General features: G+C 56.5%; 15 protein-coding genes and 2 tRNA genes. 3 read left to right on the top strand and 14 right to left on the bottom strand.

Translation table 11 applies throughout. The features are described from left to right. Nucleotides 1–136: 136 nt before the first annotated feature. The 5 genes from Poly51_RS21115 to Poly51_RS21095 all read right to left on the bottom strand — a co-directional run bounded on the left by Poly51_RS21115 (nucleotide 137) and on the right by Poly51_RS21095 (nucleotide 7,333). The gene (locus Poly51_RS21115) at nucleotides 137–3,160 is read right to left on the bottom strand and encodes a VWA domain-containing protein (protein ID WP_146459883.1); all 3,024 of its coding nucleotides are present in this window, start codon (nucleotides 3,158–3,160) and stop codon (nucleotides 137–139) included. Nucleotides 3,161–3,162: 2 nt separating this feature from the next. Beyond that, nucleotides 3,163–4,185 carry a type II CAAX endopeptidase family protein gene (locus Poly51_RS21110; RefSeq protein ID WP_146459881.1) on the bottom strand — a complete coding sequence of 341 codons (1,023 nt, stop codon included), beginning with the start codon at nucleotides 4,183–4,185 and terminating at the stop codon, nucleotides 3,163–3,165. An 81-nt stretch (nucleotides 4,186–4,266) separates the two neighbouring features. Further along, nucleotides 4,267–4,986, bottom strand: coding sequence for an SIR2 family NAD-dependent protein deacylase (locus tag Poly51_RS21105; protein ID WP_146459879.1), 720 nt, complete (start codon nucleotides 4,984–4,986; stop codon nucleotides 4,267–4,269). Nucleotides 4,987–4,988: 2 nt separating this feature from the next. Beyond that, the gene (argC, locus tag Poly51_RS21100; RefSeq protein ID WP_146459877.1) at nucleotides 4,989–6,002 is read right to left on the bottom strand and encodes an N-acetyl-gamma-glutamyl-phosphate reductase; all 1,014 of its coding nucleotides are present in this window, start codon (nucleotides 6,000–6,002) and stop codon (nucleotides 4,989–4,991) included. A gap of 74 nt (nucleotides 6,003–6,076) precedes the next feature. Beyond that, nucleotides 6,077–7,333 carry a putative sugar nucleotidyl transferase gene (locus Poly51_RS21095; RefSeq protein ID WP_146459875.1) on the bottom strand — a complete coding sequence of 419 codons (1,257 nt, stop codon included), beginning with the start codon at nucleotides 7,331–7,333 and terminating at the stop codon, nucleotides 6,077–6,079. 182 nt (nucleotides 7,334–7,515) lie between these two features. On the opposite strand from Poly51_RS21095, the gene Poly51_RS21090 reads away from it, so the two are divergent. Further along, nucleotides 7,516–8,754, top strand: coding sequence for a hypothetical protein (locus Poly51_RS21090; protein ID WP_146459873.1), 1,239 nt, complete (start codon nucleotides 7,516–7,518; stop codon nucleotides 8,752–8,754). A gap of 67 nt (nucleotides 8,755–8,821) precedes the next feature. Here Poly51_RS21090 and Poly51_RS21085 read toward each other — a convergent pair. Together Poly51_RS21085 and Poly51_RS21080 are read right to left on the bottom strand one after the other, a co-directional pair. After that, nucleotides 8,822–8,895 (bottom strand) — tRNA-Lys (locus tag Poly51_RS21085). A gap of 123 nt (nucleotides 8,896–9,018) precedes the next feature. After that, nucleotides 9,019–9,107, bottom strand: a tRNA-Ser gene (locus Poly51_RS21080). A 215-nt stretch (nucleotides 9,108–9,322) separates the two neighbouring features. On the opposite strand from Poly51_RS21080, the gene Poly51_RS21075 reads away from it, so the two are divergent. After that, nucleotides 9,323–10,459 carry an FAD:protein FMN transferase gene (locus Poly51_RS21075; protein ID WP_146459871.1) on the top strand — a complete coding sequence of 379 codons (1,137 nt, stop codon included), beginning with the start codon at nucleotides 9,323–9,325 and terminating at the stop codon, nucleotides 10,457–10,459. Between the two features lie 165 nt (nucleotides 10,460–10,624). After that, a complete protein-coding gene (locus tag Poly51_RS21070) occupies nucleotides 10,625–10,861 on the top strand; it encodes a hypothetical protein (RefSeq protein ID WP_146459869.1) in 237 nt (78 codons plus the stop codon). Here the strand turns inward: Poly51_RS21070 and Poly51_RS21065 are convergent. The 7 genes from Poly51_RS21065 to Poly51_RS21035 all read right to left on the bottom strand — a co-directional run bounded on the left by Poly51_RS21065 (nucleotide 10,858) and on the right by Poly51_RS21035 (nucleotide 15,246). Further along, nucleotides 10,858–11,541 (bottom strand): sensor histidine kinase, encoded by a 684-nt coding sequence (locus Poly51_RS21065; protein ID WP_146459867.1) that lies wholly within the window; start codon nucleotides 11,539–11,541, stop codon nucleotides 10,858–10,860. The two genes, Poly51_RS21070 and Poly51_RS21065, sit on opposite strands and share 4 nt — an antisense overlap. A gap of 13 nt (nucleotides 11,542–11,554) precedes the next feature. Continuing rightward, nucleotides 11,555–11,920 (bottom strand): STAS domain-containing protein, encoded by a 366-nt coding sequence (locus Poly51_RS21060; protein WP_146459865.1) that lies wholly within the window; start codon nucleotides 11,918–11,920, stop codon nucleotides 11,555–11,557. Between the two features lie 111 nt (nucleotides 11,921–12,031). Next, on the bottom strand, nucleotides 12,032–12,613 hold the full coding sequence (locus Poly51_RS21055) for a hypothetical protein (RefSeq protein WP_146459863.1): 582 nt from the start codon (nucleotides 12,611–12,613) through the stop codon (nucleotides 12,032–12,034). Between the two features lie 42 nt (nucleotides 12,614–12,655). Then, nucleotides 12,656–13,345 (bottom strand): ATP-binding protein, encoded by a 690-nt coding sequence (locus Poly51_RS21050; protein ID WP_146459861.1) that lies wholly within the window; start codon nucleotides 13,343–13,345, stop codon nucleotides 12,656–12,658. A gap of 126 nt (nucleotides 13,346–13,471) precedes the next feature. After that, complete coding sequence (locus Poly51_RS21045; RefSeq protein ID WP_146459859.1) at nucleotides 13,472–13,861, bottom strand: hypothetical protein; 390 nt, start codon at nucleotides 13,859–13,861, stop codon at nucleotides 13,472–13,474. Then, nucleotides 13,858–14,886 (bottom strand): DUF4175 domain-containing protein, encoded by a 1,029-nt coding sequence (locus Poly51_RS21040; protein WP_146459857.1) that lies wholly within the window; start codon nucleotides 14,884–14,886, stop codon nucleotides 13,858–13,860. The genes Poly51_RS21045 and Poly51_RS21040 overlap by 4 nt, the downstream gene beginning before the upstream one ends. Nucleotides 14,887–14,976: 90 nt before the next feature. Further along, nucleotides 14,977–15,246 carry a DNA-directed RNA polymerase subunit alpha C-terminal domain-containing protein gene (locus Poly51_RS21035; RefSeq protein WP_146459855.1) on the bottom strand — a complete coding sequence of 90 codons (270 nt, stop codon included), beginning with the start codon at nucleotides 15,244–15,246 and terminating at the stop codon, nucleotides 14,977–14,979. Nucleotides 15,247–15,529 lie beyond the last annotated feature (283 nt).

The following is a 15,529-nucleotide window of genomic DNA, read 5'->3' as shown; positions in this document are numbered from 1 at the left end:
CGTCGCCCGACCATCAAACCGAGCGCGATGGTGTGAAAATGTAGCGGTTAGCGTCCGTTTGCATTGACCGTTTGAAGGACAGCAGGATGAAACGTGTCGTTCAAGGCGACCTTGACGGTCATCAGGATTGGACTCGCTAATCCTTCTTGTTCGCCTTCCGTTTCGCCTCGAGAAGACGTTCGGTATAGCTTTGGGCGTTGGGTGAATCGATCGGTTTCGGTTCGGCCAACTTGCTAGACGGCGTTGCCGACGGTTTGTCCAGGTCGATGTCTTGGCCAACCCCGTCGTCGGATGTTGTCTCGAAACGAACGCTGGCACGACGCTTTTGAAGCGATTCATCAAGCGATTCTTTGTTCTTCTTCAAAGTATCCAACCGCGCCGTAACGACCGAAGTTTTCGAGTCATCATTCCCGCTGATCTTCGTGATCGCCTTGCCGATCCAGTCCAAGTTGATGGAAACGCGTCGGACGAACACATCGCCCAAAAACAAGCAACAGCCCGCCAACACGAACCAAGGCCAAGCGTCGCGGATGCTGCGTGCGAGCGCCAGCCCGCCTCGAAACGAATCGTTGTCGATCAGTTCCTCGGACGGCTGAGTCGTCAACGGCGCTGTAACTTGGCCGGCTTCACCACCACGTGGCGCCGTCGCAGCCAGCGACGCGATCAAGGCTTGGTTGGTTTCACGAACGCGGTACTCTTCGCTGTAGGGGACGGTCACGCCCGTCGTCAACGGTGCGGCACCGGGGCCCGGGATGACGTTGACGAAATAGCTGCCCGATCCATCCGCTGGAAATTCACCAACGTAACGTCCCGGTGCCGATTGACGCATCCGCAGAGCGATCGGTTTCAAGTCCGGCCCCAATGCCGTTGCATTCATGTCCAAAAAGTTCAAAAAGTCATCTTCGCCCGTCAACGCGTTGACGACAACTTGGACCCGCCCGTCACGGACTTGGGTCGCGATCGTGAATTTGCCGGTATCGCCGGTCGGTCTCATCAGCCAACGCACCAATTGAGAATAGAACTTGTCGTACTCACCCCATCCGGTCCAATCCGACGCCCATTTCGTTCCCGAATCCGTTGTTAAAACGGCAGTACGCCCCAGCCCATAGGTCCATACCGCAAGGATCGTCGCGTTCTCTGGCGAATCGGGCTTGGGCGATTGGATCAACACCTGGGCAAGCGGGCTGTCCTTGGTTTGCGTCAAAACGAAACCGGATACGTTGGGCAGCACCCGATCAATGCCATCCAACATCGGGTGCGGAAAAATCACTTCGGGCAGGGCGCCGCCGGGCGGTTCGTACACCAACGGACGGGAAACGCGTCTTGCCTCCCGTTGAAAGATCCGCGGCAAGGCGCGTCCGTTCGCGACGGCATAATATTTTCCGCCCGTCGCCTGCGCGATTTGTTGCAACCGTTGGCTCTCGGTCAATCCGTGGGAAGCAACGGCCACCGTACTGATCGTGATGTTGTTGTCCTTAAACGATTTGATCGTTGCCGGTGATGGGTCCGTTGGGTCTCCGTCAGAAATGATGATGCAGTGTTTGACCGATGCGGGAGTTCGCGCCAGTCCGGCAACCGCCATCCGCATCGCAGGGTCGAATTGCGGCATGTCACCGGGCGTCATTCGCCCCAGTGCAGCAAGCATCGCTTTGCGATTTGAACCGACTTCGAGTAACCCGTTTTTTCCTCCCCACATCCAGCTATCGCCACGCATCGTCCAGTGCAAAACACCGGCGTAATCGGATGGACCGAGTTGTTCGATGGCGGCTTTGGCGATCACCTTCTGCCAGTGGTTGCCTTCGGCCATTTCGCTGGCGTGCATGATCAGGGCGAGCGCGCCGACGGCTTGGATTTTCGTATTGCGAATTTTGAAGTCGACGGGCATCGCTTCTTCTAGCTTTGTCCCCACCCATCCACCGGCCCCGAAGGCCTCGGGGCCACCGATCATCAACAGCCCCGCACCGAGCTGTTGTGTGTTGCTGACCAACATTTCGATCTGTTCGTCTGTGAAGGATGAAATTTGATCGGTCGTTTCGCCCGAGACCCGCGGGACACCTGCCAAGATCACCGCATCGTACGCTTGCAGTTCCGCAAGCGACCCAAACAATTCGTCGCTGGCTTGGGCGACGACTTCGATATTGGCATCGCGAAGCGATTGGATCATCAAATCAAAGTCGCCCATCCGAGCCCGATCTTGAATCAACAACACGCGTCCCTTGCCGCGGACGTACGTGTAGGCGGTTGCGTTGTTATTTTGCCGCAGTCCGTCGTCTTCATCTGTCGCCGGCACGAATTCCGCTTCATAGATGTAGGCGGCCGGCTGTTCGATTTGGTGACGCAGCGGAAAGACGTTCTTGCCCGAATCCAGTGTGATCGATTCCTCCAGCAGGAGCGTTTCTTCACCGCCGACACTCTGTTTGACGCGGAGCTTGCCGCGAACCGATTCACCGCCAGTGGTTTCGGAGTAGTTGTTCAAGACGACTCGGGCCTCGAACGGTTGCCCTTTGCGAATGTTGTTGGGCAAATCGATTTTTTCGACCAATACCTCGCTTGCCGATTCCAACATCACGGGGACGACGTCAATCCCGATTCCCGAATCGGCCACCCTCGCCGCTAACAACCGTGCCTGCCCAACGTTTTCGTTTCCGTCGGTCACGATCACCAAGCGTCGCGAGGTATCTTCAGGCATCGATGCCTTGGCTAGGTTGATCGCCGATTCCAAGTTCGTCGCATCGGTTCGACCACCAAGGCTCTCCAGTCGCCGCAGTTGCGGGATGTAATCGTCGAACGGCGGAATCTCGATCGACGCATCGCGACCGAACACGACGATCCCTGCACGATCTTTGCGTTCTTCGTTGCGATGCCGACGCACGTTTCGAATCACATAGTCCAACATCACCTGTCGCTTGGCCGCCGGGATGCTTTCCGATTGATCCAACAGATACATCACCGTCACGCGGTCGCTGACCCAGACCATTTGCACGCCAGCGATGGCGAAAACGATCGCCGCCCAAACCACGGTGCGGAATAGCAAAGCCACCGTGCGGCGGAACGTTCCCAGCGCCGCTAGCGACGAGAAACCGATCCACCACAACAAGGGCAAAGCTAGCAGCAACCAGAGATAGCCGGGGTGGTCGAAACCCAGTCGCATGGAAAACATGTTCAGTCGCTCGTTGGAAACGGAGGCACGTACGGCGAGTCACTGACGGAATCAGGGTTGACCAATCTGGCCATCACGAAATCATCGGGTTGTGGCAAACCCGATTCGTCGGTTGGTACCGCATCCGAGTCGGGTTCGGCCAAAGGCGGCCCATACATCGACGCCGCCACTGCCGTCGCCGATACCGATAGGATACCGACCGCCAGGATCGAAAGGGTGATCGCAATCGCTGGAGCCGCCAAAACATCGGTTTCGTCTTCGGGCGCAAAGACCACCAGCACCACGCTGATAAAATTATTGACGAAGTGTCCCAGCATTGCCGGGAACAGCGATCCACTTCGCCAGGAAACAAACCCAAGGAAAAGTCCCATGGGGAACACCGCGACCACGTGAACCGGATCCATGTGGAACGCCGCAAACAAGAACGATGCGACAAAGATGCCAATCACGGGATGGAAGGAATTCACCAAACGCGTTTGGATATAGCCGCGAAACAACAGCTCTTCGCAAAACGCGGGTGTCACGCCAATCATCAAGGCCAGGGGAATAAGAAAACCGCTTTCGCCGTGGTCGCGAAAGATCTGTGACATCTCTTTCAAGCCTTCGCTCTCTTCCATGAAGCTTCCGACGACGACGCTGGACACCAACCCGACCAGCGGCGTTGCCAAAGCCGAAGCGATCCAGGCCCACACGGGCCAATGTCCGACCACCAAGCCGAGACGTCGACGTGTTTCCACCGGCGAGAGCAACGCAGCCGCGATCGACGGCACCACCAGCGCCAATTGGGGCAACACCACGACAATAAAGAAACCCAGCCGCGATCGCGAGACTTCGGTGATCGTCTCGACCGAGCGGAACATTTCCAAAGTCAGTTCGCCGAACACAACCCAAACGCCCAAGACCGCCATCACAAAACTGACAATCATGAAGACCATCCACGACGTCCCCGCGACGGCCAACGGCGTCCACCATCGGCGCCGCAGCGGCGGGCGAACGACCGTGTCGGGTTGGGGTGTCAAATCCATGCGTGCGTCAACTCGCGGAAAGGGTTCAGTTCGGCTGGTCACATTGTAGGCGAATTTCGATCAACAAATTGAATCCGCACTCTATTCCCGCAGCAACCGACTCAACACTTCCGGCACACACTGGGTCGCCTTACCGCGTATCGTTTCATCAAATGCAGGGGATGCAGGTGTGTCATCTAAGTTGATTTCGATCCGCCGACACAGCGTATCGGTTTGTCCCACAATTCCACTCGCGGGGTAAACCAAACCGGACGTTCCGATCGCTAAGAACACGTCTGCTCGGGAGGCGGCCGTCGCGATCGCATCCAATCCGATCGGCATTTCGCCAAACCAAACCACATGCGGTCGCAGACAACCACGAATGCGGTCGTTGCCGGGGTCTGTTGGATAAGGTGTGTCGACGCCAAGATCCGTTGTCCAATCGAACACCTCGTCCGTCAGCATGCACCGGGCCTTCAGCAGTTCGCCGTGCATCGGCAACACGTTTTGACTACCCGCGCGAACATGAAGGTCGTCGATGTTCTGGGTCACAATCAAAAAGTCTCCGCGACCGGCTCGACGATGCTCGGCTTCGAAATCCGCAAGCGCGACGTGAGCGTCATTGGGCTGAATATCGGGTTCCAATAGTCGCCGCCGACGCAGGTTGTAAAACCGATGAACCAATTTCGGATCGCGTTCGAATCCTTCGGGCGTCGCAACATCGGTAATCGAGTGGCCTTCCCACAAGCCGTCCGCACCGCGAAACGTCGGAATGCCCGACTCGGCCGATATACCGGCACCGGTCAGCACAAGCACGTTCATGATCAGGCTAGCCCCGTCGCCTCGGGCAGGCCGAACATCACGTTCATGTTTTGAATCGCGGCGCCGCTGGCGCCCTTGGCCAAGTTATCGATCGCGCACACCAGGACGGTGCGTTCACCGCAGTCGCGGGCCGTCATCTGAACATAGTTCGTTCCGGCAACGTGCTTGGTTGCGGGCAAGTGATCCACCGCGTTAACGAAGACGCTATTTGCGTACTGATCTCGCCAGCACTGAATCATTTCCGCCGCCGTATGCCCTCGATGACGCACATAGATCGTCGACAAGATACCTCGGTCCATTGGCGTCAAGTGCGGCGTGAATAACGACTTGATTGACTTGCCGGCGATGCGATGAACCAAATCATCGATCTCGGGACCGTGTCGGTGATTGCCGACCGAGTACGCCGAAATTGATTCGTTCGTTTCACAGTACAGTGTTGCCACTTTTGCGCTTCGTCCCGCGCCGCTGACACCACTTTTGGAATCGATGATGATGTCATCGGTTTCGATCAAGCCGGCTTGGACCAGTGGCGACAGAGGCATGATCGCCGATGTGGGATAGCAACCAGGATTGGCGACGACGTCCGCTTTGGCGATCTCGTCAGCAAAAAACTCGGGCATCCCGTAGACGACGTTGCCAATCCGCTGGGGCCAAGGATGCTTGACGCCGTACCATTTTTCGTAAGTTTCGAGTGACGACAAGCGAAAGTCAGCACTAAAATCGATCACGCGTACGTCGTGCTGGACTAGGGCATGGACGGTTTCGGCCGACGCTCCGTGCGGCAAACAGCACATCACCACGTCGCACTTATCCGCGATCGTTTTCGGATCCAGGGTTTCAATCGGCACATCACAGCGTCCGGCCAGCGACGGATGAATCTCGGCCAACGACTTGCCGTCTTCCGCACGACTGGTTGCAGCAACGACTTCGGCGCCCGGATGACTCATCAACAAACGGGCGACTTCCAACGCCGTGTAGCCGGTCGCACCGGCGATACCCACTTTAATTTTTGCCATGCGTCGTATCGAAAGAAAAGAAGGAAACGAGAATTGAAACGAGGACGGACGGTACTGGGCTACGAAATACAGAGTTACAAAATATCGGGATCGGCTGATCGTTCGTCGGACGTCAGATCATACATGTCACGGATCAGTTGCTTGTCACATTCACGTTGCTCGACTTTTCGACGGGCAAACATTCGCTTTTGGGTATTGATCATCACGTCGGCGGGCAGCAGCGACGTTTGACCAAACAGACGCGCGTAGTTGACATAGCTGGGCACATTCGATGTGACAAATCCGTACATCATGCTGCACACGCCGATCACCTTGCCGGTAAAGATGCTGGTGTTGATCGCAGTCTTGGAGTAGTCGCCTATGAAGCAGCCCAAAAATTGCATTCCCGTGGCGACTTTGCGGTCACCGTAGGTGATGTTGATTTTGCCGTAGGTATTCTTCAGGTCGCTGTTGCACGTGCCGGCACCCAGATTGATCCAACTGCCGAGGTAACTGTGACCCAAAAATCCGTGGTGTTGTTTGTTCGTATAGGCTTCGATCACGGACGCCTCCACTTCACCACCGATTTTCGTCGTGTGACCAAGCGATACGCCGTCCTTCAGAGCTGAGTGCTCGATCACGCGTGTATTTGCGCCGGCATAGACCGGCCCCGACAGATAACAAAACGGGCCGACTTTCACATTGTCTTCGAACACGATCGGGCCGGCCGATGTATCGACCGACGCGTACTGGCCGATCTGGACTCCTTCGCCGACGAACACACCGTCGGCGGTTTCGGTGTAGGTACCGAGTTCCAATCGGCGGTTCATCGAAGTGTTCATTTCTTTCATATGGCTGGCAACGATTTCATGCGGCCAACAAAACGCATCAAGGCGATGTTCGAGTCGATCAAGTCCGGTCGCCTTGGAAAGCAACTTTTGAACCAACGGCTGAGGCGTCGGCGATTCGGAATCTTTGACTAAGGAAGCAACATCCGCAGCCGTCATGCGGGCGGCCAAGACTGAACCGTCTTCATCGATGACAACGCCCGAATGCGACAATTTGCACAACTGCAACAACACTTTTTCGTGATCGACTGTCGGTGTGATCCGAGCGTTGACCAGAAGCACGCCGTCTTTGTCGTCGATCGATTCGGGGACGTCGTTGATGCCGTGATCGAGCGACTGGATCAGTCGCAGATACGGCCGTACCGAACCGCTCAGCGTACCCGGCAAGCGACGCAACCAATCGATCAAACGAAATGACGCGGAAGTGATTGCGTAGGCGGGGCGAGCAACGGCAACGGGACGCAATTGATCCACGCGGTCGTCTTCGAAACAAATGATTTGCATGGGGGCAGACGCAATCGGACGAAAAGTTCGGATTCTTGAAAAGCGACGAGCAACCCATTCGGACTACACCGTCGACGGCTTGTAGCGGTTGTACAGCTTAACCGTTTCGGCGCAAAAGTCTCGCCCCCAACCGGACACCCGTGGCGGTGGAATGTTCGCTTTGGCAACTAGACTCGAAACGCATGACGGCCCATTCCAATCGCCCCGTTGATGCTCGCTCGCTTGGCGTGAACGCCAGCGGTTCGCGTATTTCCCGAACGGGTATTTTCCCAACTGCCATCTTCATTGCAGCAACCGGCTTGGCGTGTTGCGCGGCGAGCGCACGCGTCTTTGCGGACCATCCTTCGCCGCATTCAGTCGACGTTTGGATCGAGCAACTCGCTTCGCCCGCGTATCACACCCGGCAAGCGGCTGCTGGACGACTGCTGAGAGCGTTGGTGGTCGACGAGCGGATCGAGAACGTGATAGATTCGGGTGCTGTTTCGATGGCCTTGAAAATGGGACTGCAACATCCGACGGCCGAAATACGTTTTGCTTGCGGCGACATTCTTCGCTTAGCAGAGCAGACACATTTAGATCGACAAATCGAAAGACTTAGGAATCCACGCACGCCCGTCGCAGACATCGACCTGGCAGGTTGGGCTGAGTTTTCCGAACTGTTCGGCCACGATCATATTTCGCGAAGCCTCTTTGCTGATTTGACGGAAGCGTTCGCGCCTCGATTGAGTGACCGACCGCGATGGGCGGCATCGATCGGGACTTGGAACGACTTCAAGTGGGATCCCTATCACGTGTCAGCCGAGGATCGTTTGCGATGGACGATGCTGATTTGGTTGGACATCGAAGATGCTCGTCAGGGCAAGAGTCAATTGACTTCACGCATCACCATGTCGCTTTCCAACCCGTCGATGGGGCCAAGTGTTGGCGAACCGAATGACGCCGAACTGAAACGGTTGATCAACCGTTGGGTCGAAGTTCATTCGAAATCGACATCGCCACGAAACCCGCTATTGATTGCGATGCGGTACCAGTGCGTCGATCAAGCTTCGTCGATCAGTCACGCGGTCATGGAATCACCGCGCGCGTCGGCGACGTCTGCGGTCACCGCTTTGTTGGTTGCTTCCGCAATTGGCAGCAACGATGTGGACCAGCACTTGACTGAACGGCTGGGCGATCATCGGACGGCGCACGTTTGGCAAATGGCCGGAGTCGGAAACATCAAAATACGAACGCAAGTTCGCGACGTTGCCCTGGCGTTATTGCTACATCGACGGGGGCTCGACCCTCGCGATTTCGGGTTCGCCGAGCTGCAAGCCGACCCATTGTTGGTGTTCCGCGACCACAGCCTGGGGTTCAGCGACGATGGGCTCCGTGAGCAGGCTCATGCCCTGTCGTTGAATTACCTGTCAACGGAAGACTGACACAAAAAATCCGCCCGTTTAGATTCGATAAAGCGAATCTGACGCGCGGATCTTGGGTCGCAAAAAATGAGGGCGCTGGGACTCGAACCCAGGACCATTCGATTAAAAGTCGAATGCTCTAACCAACTGAGCTACGCCCTCGGTGTGTCTGGTAAAAGACATGGTGTGAGTACCGAAAAAAACAACCCGGAAGTAACGTCGCCGCGATTGCCTTGATCAGGCAACCATTGCGAGACACCCCCGGGTGCGTTTCAATTCGTCAAACGGAGCGGACAGGATTCGAACCTGCGGAACCAGTTACCCGGTTCACCGAATTAGCAATCCGGCGCTTTCGACCACTCAGCCACCACTCCCGACTTGCTCGACGGTCGAAACCGTCTAGCACTCACTTCCGCAGATTGTGCAAGATCGGCCGATTTCGTGCAACCCTCGCTCGGAATTGAATTCGACAACAAATCGCGTGCATCCGGAAAGACCGTTACCAGGGTGCACAGGTTCACGGGCGGTTCACGGCCTCGCCACGGTATCATTCGGACCAAACGATCCCGATTCCCAACCGATTTCCCTGATGAAACCTGACCCGAACGACACGTCTGGCCCCGATCCGCAGCCGCCGAAAGTCGAAAACACTCCCAAATCCGACGTGGATGGTGGAATGATCACGCACGTCACTCACCGTGCCATGGCGACGGATTTTGTCGTGATGTTGCCCGAACATGCGGCCGACGCGGTCGAAGTCGTCGTCGTAGCCCTGGAAATGCTGGATTCGATCGAGGAGTCGCTGACGATCTACCAAGCCGGAAGCGAAATTTCGCGACTGAACCGAGACGGAGCGGCCGGCCCGGTCAAACTTTCACAATCGACGTTCGAATTGCTAGAGAAGTCGATTTTGTGGAGTCGCCGGACCAACGGGGCGTTCGATGTCACGGCCGGTCCGCTGGTCGAGGCCTGGGGATTCACCCGCCGTGCCGGAAGCAAGCCGACCGGTGAAGAGATTGAAACGGCACTGCGACGCGTGGGTTACGCAAACATCCTTTTGGACGCGGAAGCTCGGACCGCTCGATTTGCGGTCCCCGGCATGGCGATCAATTTGGGGGCGATCGGGAAAGGCGACGCGCTGGATCGATTGGCGGCACATTTGAAGAAATCCGGCGTGATGGACTTCTTGATTCACGGCGGGAACAGCAGCCTGATTGGGGCGGGCAACCAATCACTTGGCAATCCGCGCGGGTGGGCGGTTGGTTTGGCGCACCCGACCAAACCCCAGCGTCGCCTTGGTGGAATTTGGCTGAAGGACCAATCGTTGGCGACGAGTGGTTCCGGAAAGCAGTTCTTTCATCATCAAGGCCGACGGTATGGCCATGTGATCGATCCGCGAACGGGATACCCGGCCGGGAACTTGATGTCGCTAACCGTGCTGATGCCATCGGCTGCGGACGCGGATGCGGCGGCAACGGGATTGTTTGTCGCCGGCAGCGAATGGATTCGCAATCGTGTTGACGACGAAGACGACAACGATATCGAAGCGGATTCGCTTGACGAGTGCGAATCGGATCAAGATTGGACGCGGTCACCGATGATCCTGGCCGCGCAGGGCATTCGCCAGGACGAAGTCGATGTCGAAACGATGGGCACCATCGATTGGATTGACCCACCCAAGTCGATGAGTGCTTCGTCGCCACGTCTCGAGCAACGCAAAGGATGATGATTTGCGAAGGAATCCGAACTCGTCGCAACCATCCGCCGTGAAACTGACGACGGCCATGATCGGACTAGACGTGGTTGTCGGGCGGTGACTACAAGCGAATCGATGACAGGTCGCCTGGACGCGACCGAACGAATTCCCTTTCCCTAAAAATATCCTTTCAAAATGAACGTCAACTTTTTTGAATGGCTCCGTGACGGCGTCCGCCAATCCGTCTTACTTGGCGTTAGCGATGCGATCGAGACACTCGGAGCACCTGCTGATGCTGAGGAGCTGCATCCCAACGTTGCTGCGCTGTTAAAAACAGAACCGACAAAAACGAAGCGTGTCGCTTCATCGAACAGCCGGAAACGTCTCGGCAAGACTCTGAAAGATATGGATCCGATGCCCGCCAAGCGCTAGGTGGCGCTGCTGGGAAATTCGAGCCGGACGACCGTGGGGCCTCCCACTTTGGATTCGACCAATACGTGGCCACCGATCCATGTCGCTCGACCACACATCGACTTGATGCCGAAGTGACCAGCCGGAACTTCCGTCGATTCGAAGCCCCGCCCATCGTCGGTGATCGTTACGAAATTGCTATCCTCGATTGTCTGGCCGACCACCGCGACCCGACTCGCCTTTCCGTGTCGGATTGCATTTCGAATCGCTTCGATGACGATTCGGTAACACGCGACAGCGGCCGGCTTTGAGATGTCGTTCACGCTATCCGCCAATTGCCAATCAAAAACAGCGGCCGAATCGAGGTCTAGGCGTTGGACCGTATCGCGGACAGCGCGGGTCCAAAGCGATCCGACCAATTCGGGCGGATAGGCAACGGTCAACAACGTGCGGCTTGCCTTCATTGCAGCGTCCAATAATTCAGACGCTTGCGACGCACGTGCCAACGCTTGATCGACTTCGGCACTTGAGCCGATCGCCTTGAGGTCGGACTGTAGCCGACCCAAGTTGGCCGACGCGGCAAACAAGTAAGGCGCCAGCGCGTCGTGGATTTCGTTCCCGATGCTCGCGCGATCGGCTTCGATGATTTCGCCAATGATTCGGCGTTCCGAATCATCTTCACAAGGCAAGTTGGCGGCCATCAAGACTTAGCCCTTAGCCGAACCAACCTTTTTTGTCGAAGCTTGCCAGGGCCTTCTCTTCGCCCTCTTGGATGTCGAACAGCTTGTTCAGTTTCGTGATTTTGAAGACTTCCATCACGTTGGGCGACACGTCGCAGAACTTCAAGTTGACGCCCTGAGCCTTGCATCCTTTGTTCAACATCACCAACTTGGTGATCATGGCGGACGACATAAATGAGACGCCGCGGAAGTTCAGAAGCATTTTCTTGTGGATCGCCTGCGGCACCACTTCTTGCAGTTCGCGACCGACCAGTTCGATTCGCTGACTATCAAGAATCTTGCTGTCGGTGAATCCGACGACCAGGATTTCGTTGGCATTCTGAGTAGTAATGGCAGCCATGAGCGTGTCTTATAAGAATTGCAGGGGGATCAAGGTGGGGCTCGCACCCAGGTCTCGGGCCTACACATTATCAGCCCGCATCGGGTAAAGCAATTCGACGATGAATTTCGGCTAGCGGTCGGACTGATCCAATTGGTCCAGCAGTGCATCCAAGTCTAGGCCTTCGGCCGACGAATCGGTGGGGGTGAATGCCTGGGATGCGGTATCGATGGGCGACCGCGCGGGAATCGGATGCTGGGGCACTTTCCCCTTTTTGTCGACAGGCGGCAGCCCGGCAATGGTGAAGGTTTTGATTCCCCGCGATGCGAGTAAGCCTTGCAGTGAACCCAGCACGGTCCCGGCCTCGGCAAATTCGCCCAAATGGAAACCGAAAATGGATCGCTCGCCCGGCCGATGCACTCCGCCATGGGGATCGCCCGAATGCCGGACACGCTGGCCCGAAAAACCAAGGCGCGCCAAGTCAGCGATCGTCGTTTCCACCGACCGCCAGGCCAGCACGACCACGTCGCCGGAAAGTGACTCCAGCGTCAAATGGTCTGTCGATTGGTCGGACAAACATTCCAGCGCATCGACCAGCACCAAATCGAATCCGGGCCGTCCAATCAATTCGCCAACCAGAGTTTCCGAAATCTTTTGGGCAGTCGCGGTCGGCGGAGTCGCGTGAACCATGACGACGGACAAACGTGTGGCCATGAGGGGCAAGACTCGAGTGCGGGAATTGAACGGAATGCGACGTCACTTTAATAGCGGTTGTACGTCATCGTACAGTTCAAACCACAGGTCGCGAACATTTGTCATCTTAGTCAATGGATACGCGTCCAGTTTTCCAATCACCAAATCAGCGACTTCCTTCGACGCTCCCGCCACCAAGTCGCCGGTCAGCGACCGAATCAACTCGGGCGAATTGCCGGTCCGGTACAGAACGACGCAACCGGGTAGCGGGCAGTGGCTGGTGGCCAGGACCGTTTGATCTCGCCTACGCGACTGATTCAGCAACTGCGACCAAGACCAACGGCTCAGCATCTCTGCTCCATCGATGACAAGAAGACCTCGTTTCATCAAGCGTGATTGGGCGACGAACACGGTCCGAGCATCCGCCCGGCGCTGTTGCCAATTAGCCCACCGATCGGCGAAACGTCTTGGGTGTTCGCCGGCACAAAGTTGCACCCGAATCACTTTCGGGAAGTCCACGACGCATCGATCATCAAGCGAGGCCAGCAGCGTACTCTTGCCGCTTCCGTGTGGTCCGACGATCAAACCGACCCGCGATGACTTCAAGTAACGCACGATGGAATCGAAAGCGTCTTCATCGGTGTTGTCCGCGCGAACGTCACTTTTGACGCCATCCTTGCTGCCGCAGTCGAACCGATACGCCAATGCGCCGGGGCGAACAAAGCGTGTGCAAAAAGGATTTGAACGAAACATGTGAAGGTGGCCCACTTCATACCAGACGACAGAAGACAACCGAAATCGATCATGCCTGCTGCGTAAACGATGCGGCGGTTTGATAAGCGATGATACGCGAACCGACACACCGTCCCCGAACGCGTGCTAGCCGCCGACTGCAACGCCGTAGCCGCCCGGCGCGACCAGATTGAACGGTTGCTCGGCCACGATCTCGCGACCGCTTTGCAAAAACAATCGCATTCGGATGCACCAGCGCAACGAGATCAGGTTCCCGTGATATGTCAGTGGCGAAGCCGGCAAGACGCAACGAATCGATTGTTCGTCGGCCAAACCCATGCGTCGAATTTGGTTTTCGGCCATGCGATTGAAATGGTGAACGTGCAGATCCTCGTCACCTTTGCCTTCGGTATGCCAGAGCACGGAAAGCTCGATGCTTTGAATGTCGTCGATCGACACGCGGCGAACTCGCCACTTGGCAACCAATTCGCCACCGGCTTCATAAGTCCCGTCTTCGCGGCAAAGCGATATGTTCAACGCGGGCTGCGCTTCGGCGGCAACCCGGGCGGGTGGACGACGACGGGGAAACTTCGGCAGAACGATGGCCACGGACGCGACTCTCCAAGAACAACAACTTTCCAGCGGATTGCATTATGAGTGCCCACGAACGAATGCATCACGCTGGAGGGCAGCTCAACGGTTAATTGTTGCTCCCAAGGGGTCATTGGGTCAACGCGTACATTGCGATCTTGGAACAGAACTTGAGTAAAAGATTCATGCCGATCGACACGAACGTCGGTTCCCTGGCGATAAAACGTTTCTTCCTCGCACGTCAATTGGACAGTCAGCCTTTTCAGATTGAGCCGACCCATCTGGGACACATAGATTTCGCAGGAGTCGCCAGGGGCCAGCGGATGGTGACTGATTTCAACGATCGTAGGGCCGACGCCGGCATGCTGGCGAAGCTGGGACAAGAAAAACCGGAACGCCCAGACCCCGATCACTGCGAACGGAATCAGCAGTGTCGCCAAGATCCAACGTGGCCGACCGTACCAGAATCCCGATAATGCAACGGCCAACAGGACGAACCAGACTGAGTTCCAAAGCAGCGCCAACACCGCCGGTCCGGTGATGCCCGACTCGGCCGTCTGGACACCCAATCGATACGTCAATCGCTCACCGGGACTGTCGGTCAATGTGCGAACTCGCGGCACACTCGGCAGTCTCGCCAGATCGTCGTTGGCAGGCCCGATCAGTTCGATCGCACCCTTTTCAAACGCCTTCGTCCGAGAAAAGAAATTGCTGCGACGCTCGCTGCTGGCGCCGATCCGCATCAATCGAAAGATCAAGCCGCCGCCGCCGGTAAGCAGCGATGCGAGCGACAGGATACCGAAGACCCACGTACTCAAGCTTGTCGAGAACGCTTCGTATCGGACACCGGCTACACTCATCGGCATGAACCGGCTGATCAGCGTCAACGACAATCCGAAGACACCGATCAGAAACAACAGTGCATAGAAAACGACTTCGCCCGCGACACCACTGGCGTCGTTGCTCAACATTCGACTCCCCCGCTTCTTGCTCCAGGGCGTCGGGATCCAAGATCGAGGGAAGCGGGGCATACTGAGTGTTTTCGACGTGTGCTGCGCCGACTATACGCGGGCGGCTTCGCGATTGGGGCGATAGAACCCCAATTCTTCCAAGGCCGCATAGACTTCGTCCAAAGTCTTTTCGCCAAAGTTACTGATCGACAACAGACGCCGTGGCGTTGCATTTAGCAAGTCGCGAACCGTCAAGATGCCGGTTTCTTCCAAGCAATTGGTGGTCCGAACGGACAAGCCCATTTCGGCAATGCTCAGGTCCAAGCGTTCGCGACGCAATCGTGATTCTTCTTCGGCGCGGCTAAGCGGAATGCGGGTCATAGCAAAATCCCTTTTGTATTCATTCGACCATGGTTGCGAACCCAACACGGTGTGCCACCGATCAAGTTCTGATATGCGGAATGTAGAAGATCTCGCCGATCGAAGAAAGCCACCGGAGCGGGGCAGACCCAACTTTTTATCGATGCAAAATGCTAGCTAGTGTCTGTCCAGAAATCGCATGGCCGCAGGAATTACGACTAATTTCGAAGAAAAGCTCCCCGAAGATCGAACCCGCAAGCGGGTTCGCGCGTTGGAATTGTTGACTAAAAGCAATTTCAAACGC

It is taken from the genome of Rubripirellula tenax (assembly GCF_007860125.1).
Taxonomy (GTDB): domain Bacteria; phylum Planctomycetota; class Planctomycetia; order Pirellulales; family Pirellulaceae; genus Rubripirellula; species Rubripirellula tenax.
The sequence above is the reverse complement of the archived record's forward strand: the minus strand, read 5'-3'. Positions and strand labels throughout refer to the sequence as shown.

What these genes read in the sequence shown, in the direction of transcription:
- Poly51_RS21115 (WP_146459883.1), bottom strand. Translation starts at nt 3,160, where the DNA reads ATGTTTTCCATGCGACTGGGTTTCGACCACCCCGGCTATCTCTGGTTG.
- Poly51_RS21110 (WP_146459881.1), bottom strand. Translation starts at nt 4,185, where the DNA reads ATGGATTTGACACCCCAACCCGACACGGTCGTTCGCCCGCCGCTGCGG.
- Poly51_RS21105 (WP_146459879.1), bottom strand. Translation starts at nt 4,986, where the DNA reads ATGAACGTGCTTGTGCTGACCGGTGCCGGTATATCGGCCGAGTCGGGC.
- argC (WP_146459877.1), bottom strand. Translation starts at nt 6,002, where the DNA reads ATGGCAAAAATTAAAGTGGGTATCGCCGGTGCGACCGGCTACACGGCG.
- Poly51_RS21095 (WP_146459875.1), bottom strand. Translation starts at nt 7,333, where the DNA reads ATGCAAATCATTTGTTTCGAAGACGACCGCGTGGATCAATTGCGTCCC.
- Poly51_RS21090 (WP_146459873.1), top strand. Translation starts at nt 7,516, where the DNA reads ATGACGGCCCATTCCAATCGCCCCGTTGATGCTCGCTCGCTTGGCGTG.
- Poly51_RS21075 (WP_146459871.1), top strand. Translation starts at nt 9,323, where the DNA reads ATGAAACCTGACCCGAACGACACGTCTGGCCCCGATCCGCAGCCGCCG.
- Poly51_RS21070 (WP_146459869.1), top strand. Translation starts at nt 10,625, where the DNA reads ATGAACGTCAACTTTTTTGAATGGCTCCGTGACGGCGTCCGCCAATCC.
- Poly51_RS21065 (WP_146459867.1), bottom strand. Translation starts at nt 11,541, where the DNA reads ATGGCCGCCAACTTGCCTTGTGAAGATGATTCGGAACGCCGAATCATT.
- Poly51_RS21060 (WP_146459865.1), bottom strand. Translation starts at nt 11,920, where the DNA reads ATGGCTGCCATTACTACTCAGAATGCCAACGAAATCCTGGTCGTCGGA.
- Poly51_RS21055 (WP_146459863.1), bottom strand. Translation starts at nt 12,613, where the DNA reads ATGGCCACACGTTTGTCCGTCGTCATGGTTCACGCGACTCCGCCGACC.
- Poly51_RS21050 (WP_146459861.1), bottom strand. Translation starts at nt 13,345, where the DNA reads ATGTTTCGTTCAAATCCTTTTTGCACACGCTTTGTTCGCCCCGGCGCA.
- Poly51_RS21040 (WP_146459857.1), bottom strand. Translation starts at nt 14,886, where the DNA reads ATGTTGAGCAACGACGCCAGTGGTGTCGCGGGCGAAGTCGTTTTCTAT.
- Poly51_RS21035 (WP_146459855.1), bottom strand. Translation starts at nt 15,246, where the DNA reads ATGACCCGCATTCCGCTTAGCCGCGCCGAAGAAGAATCACGATTGCGT.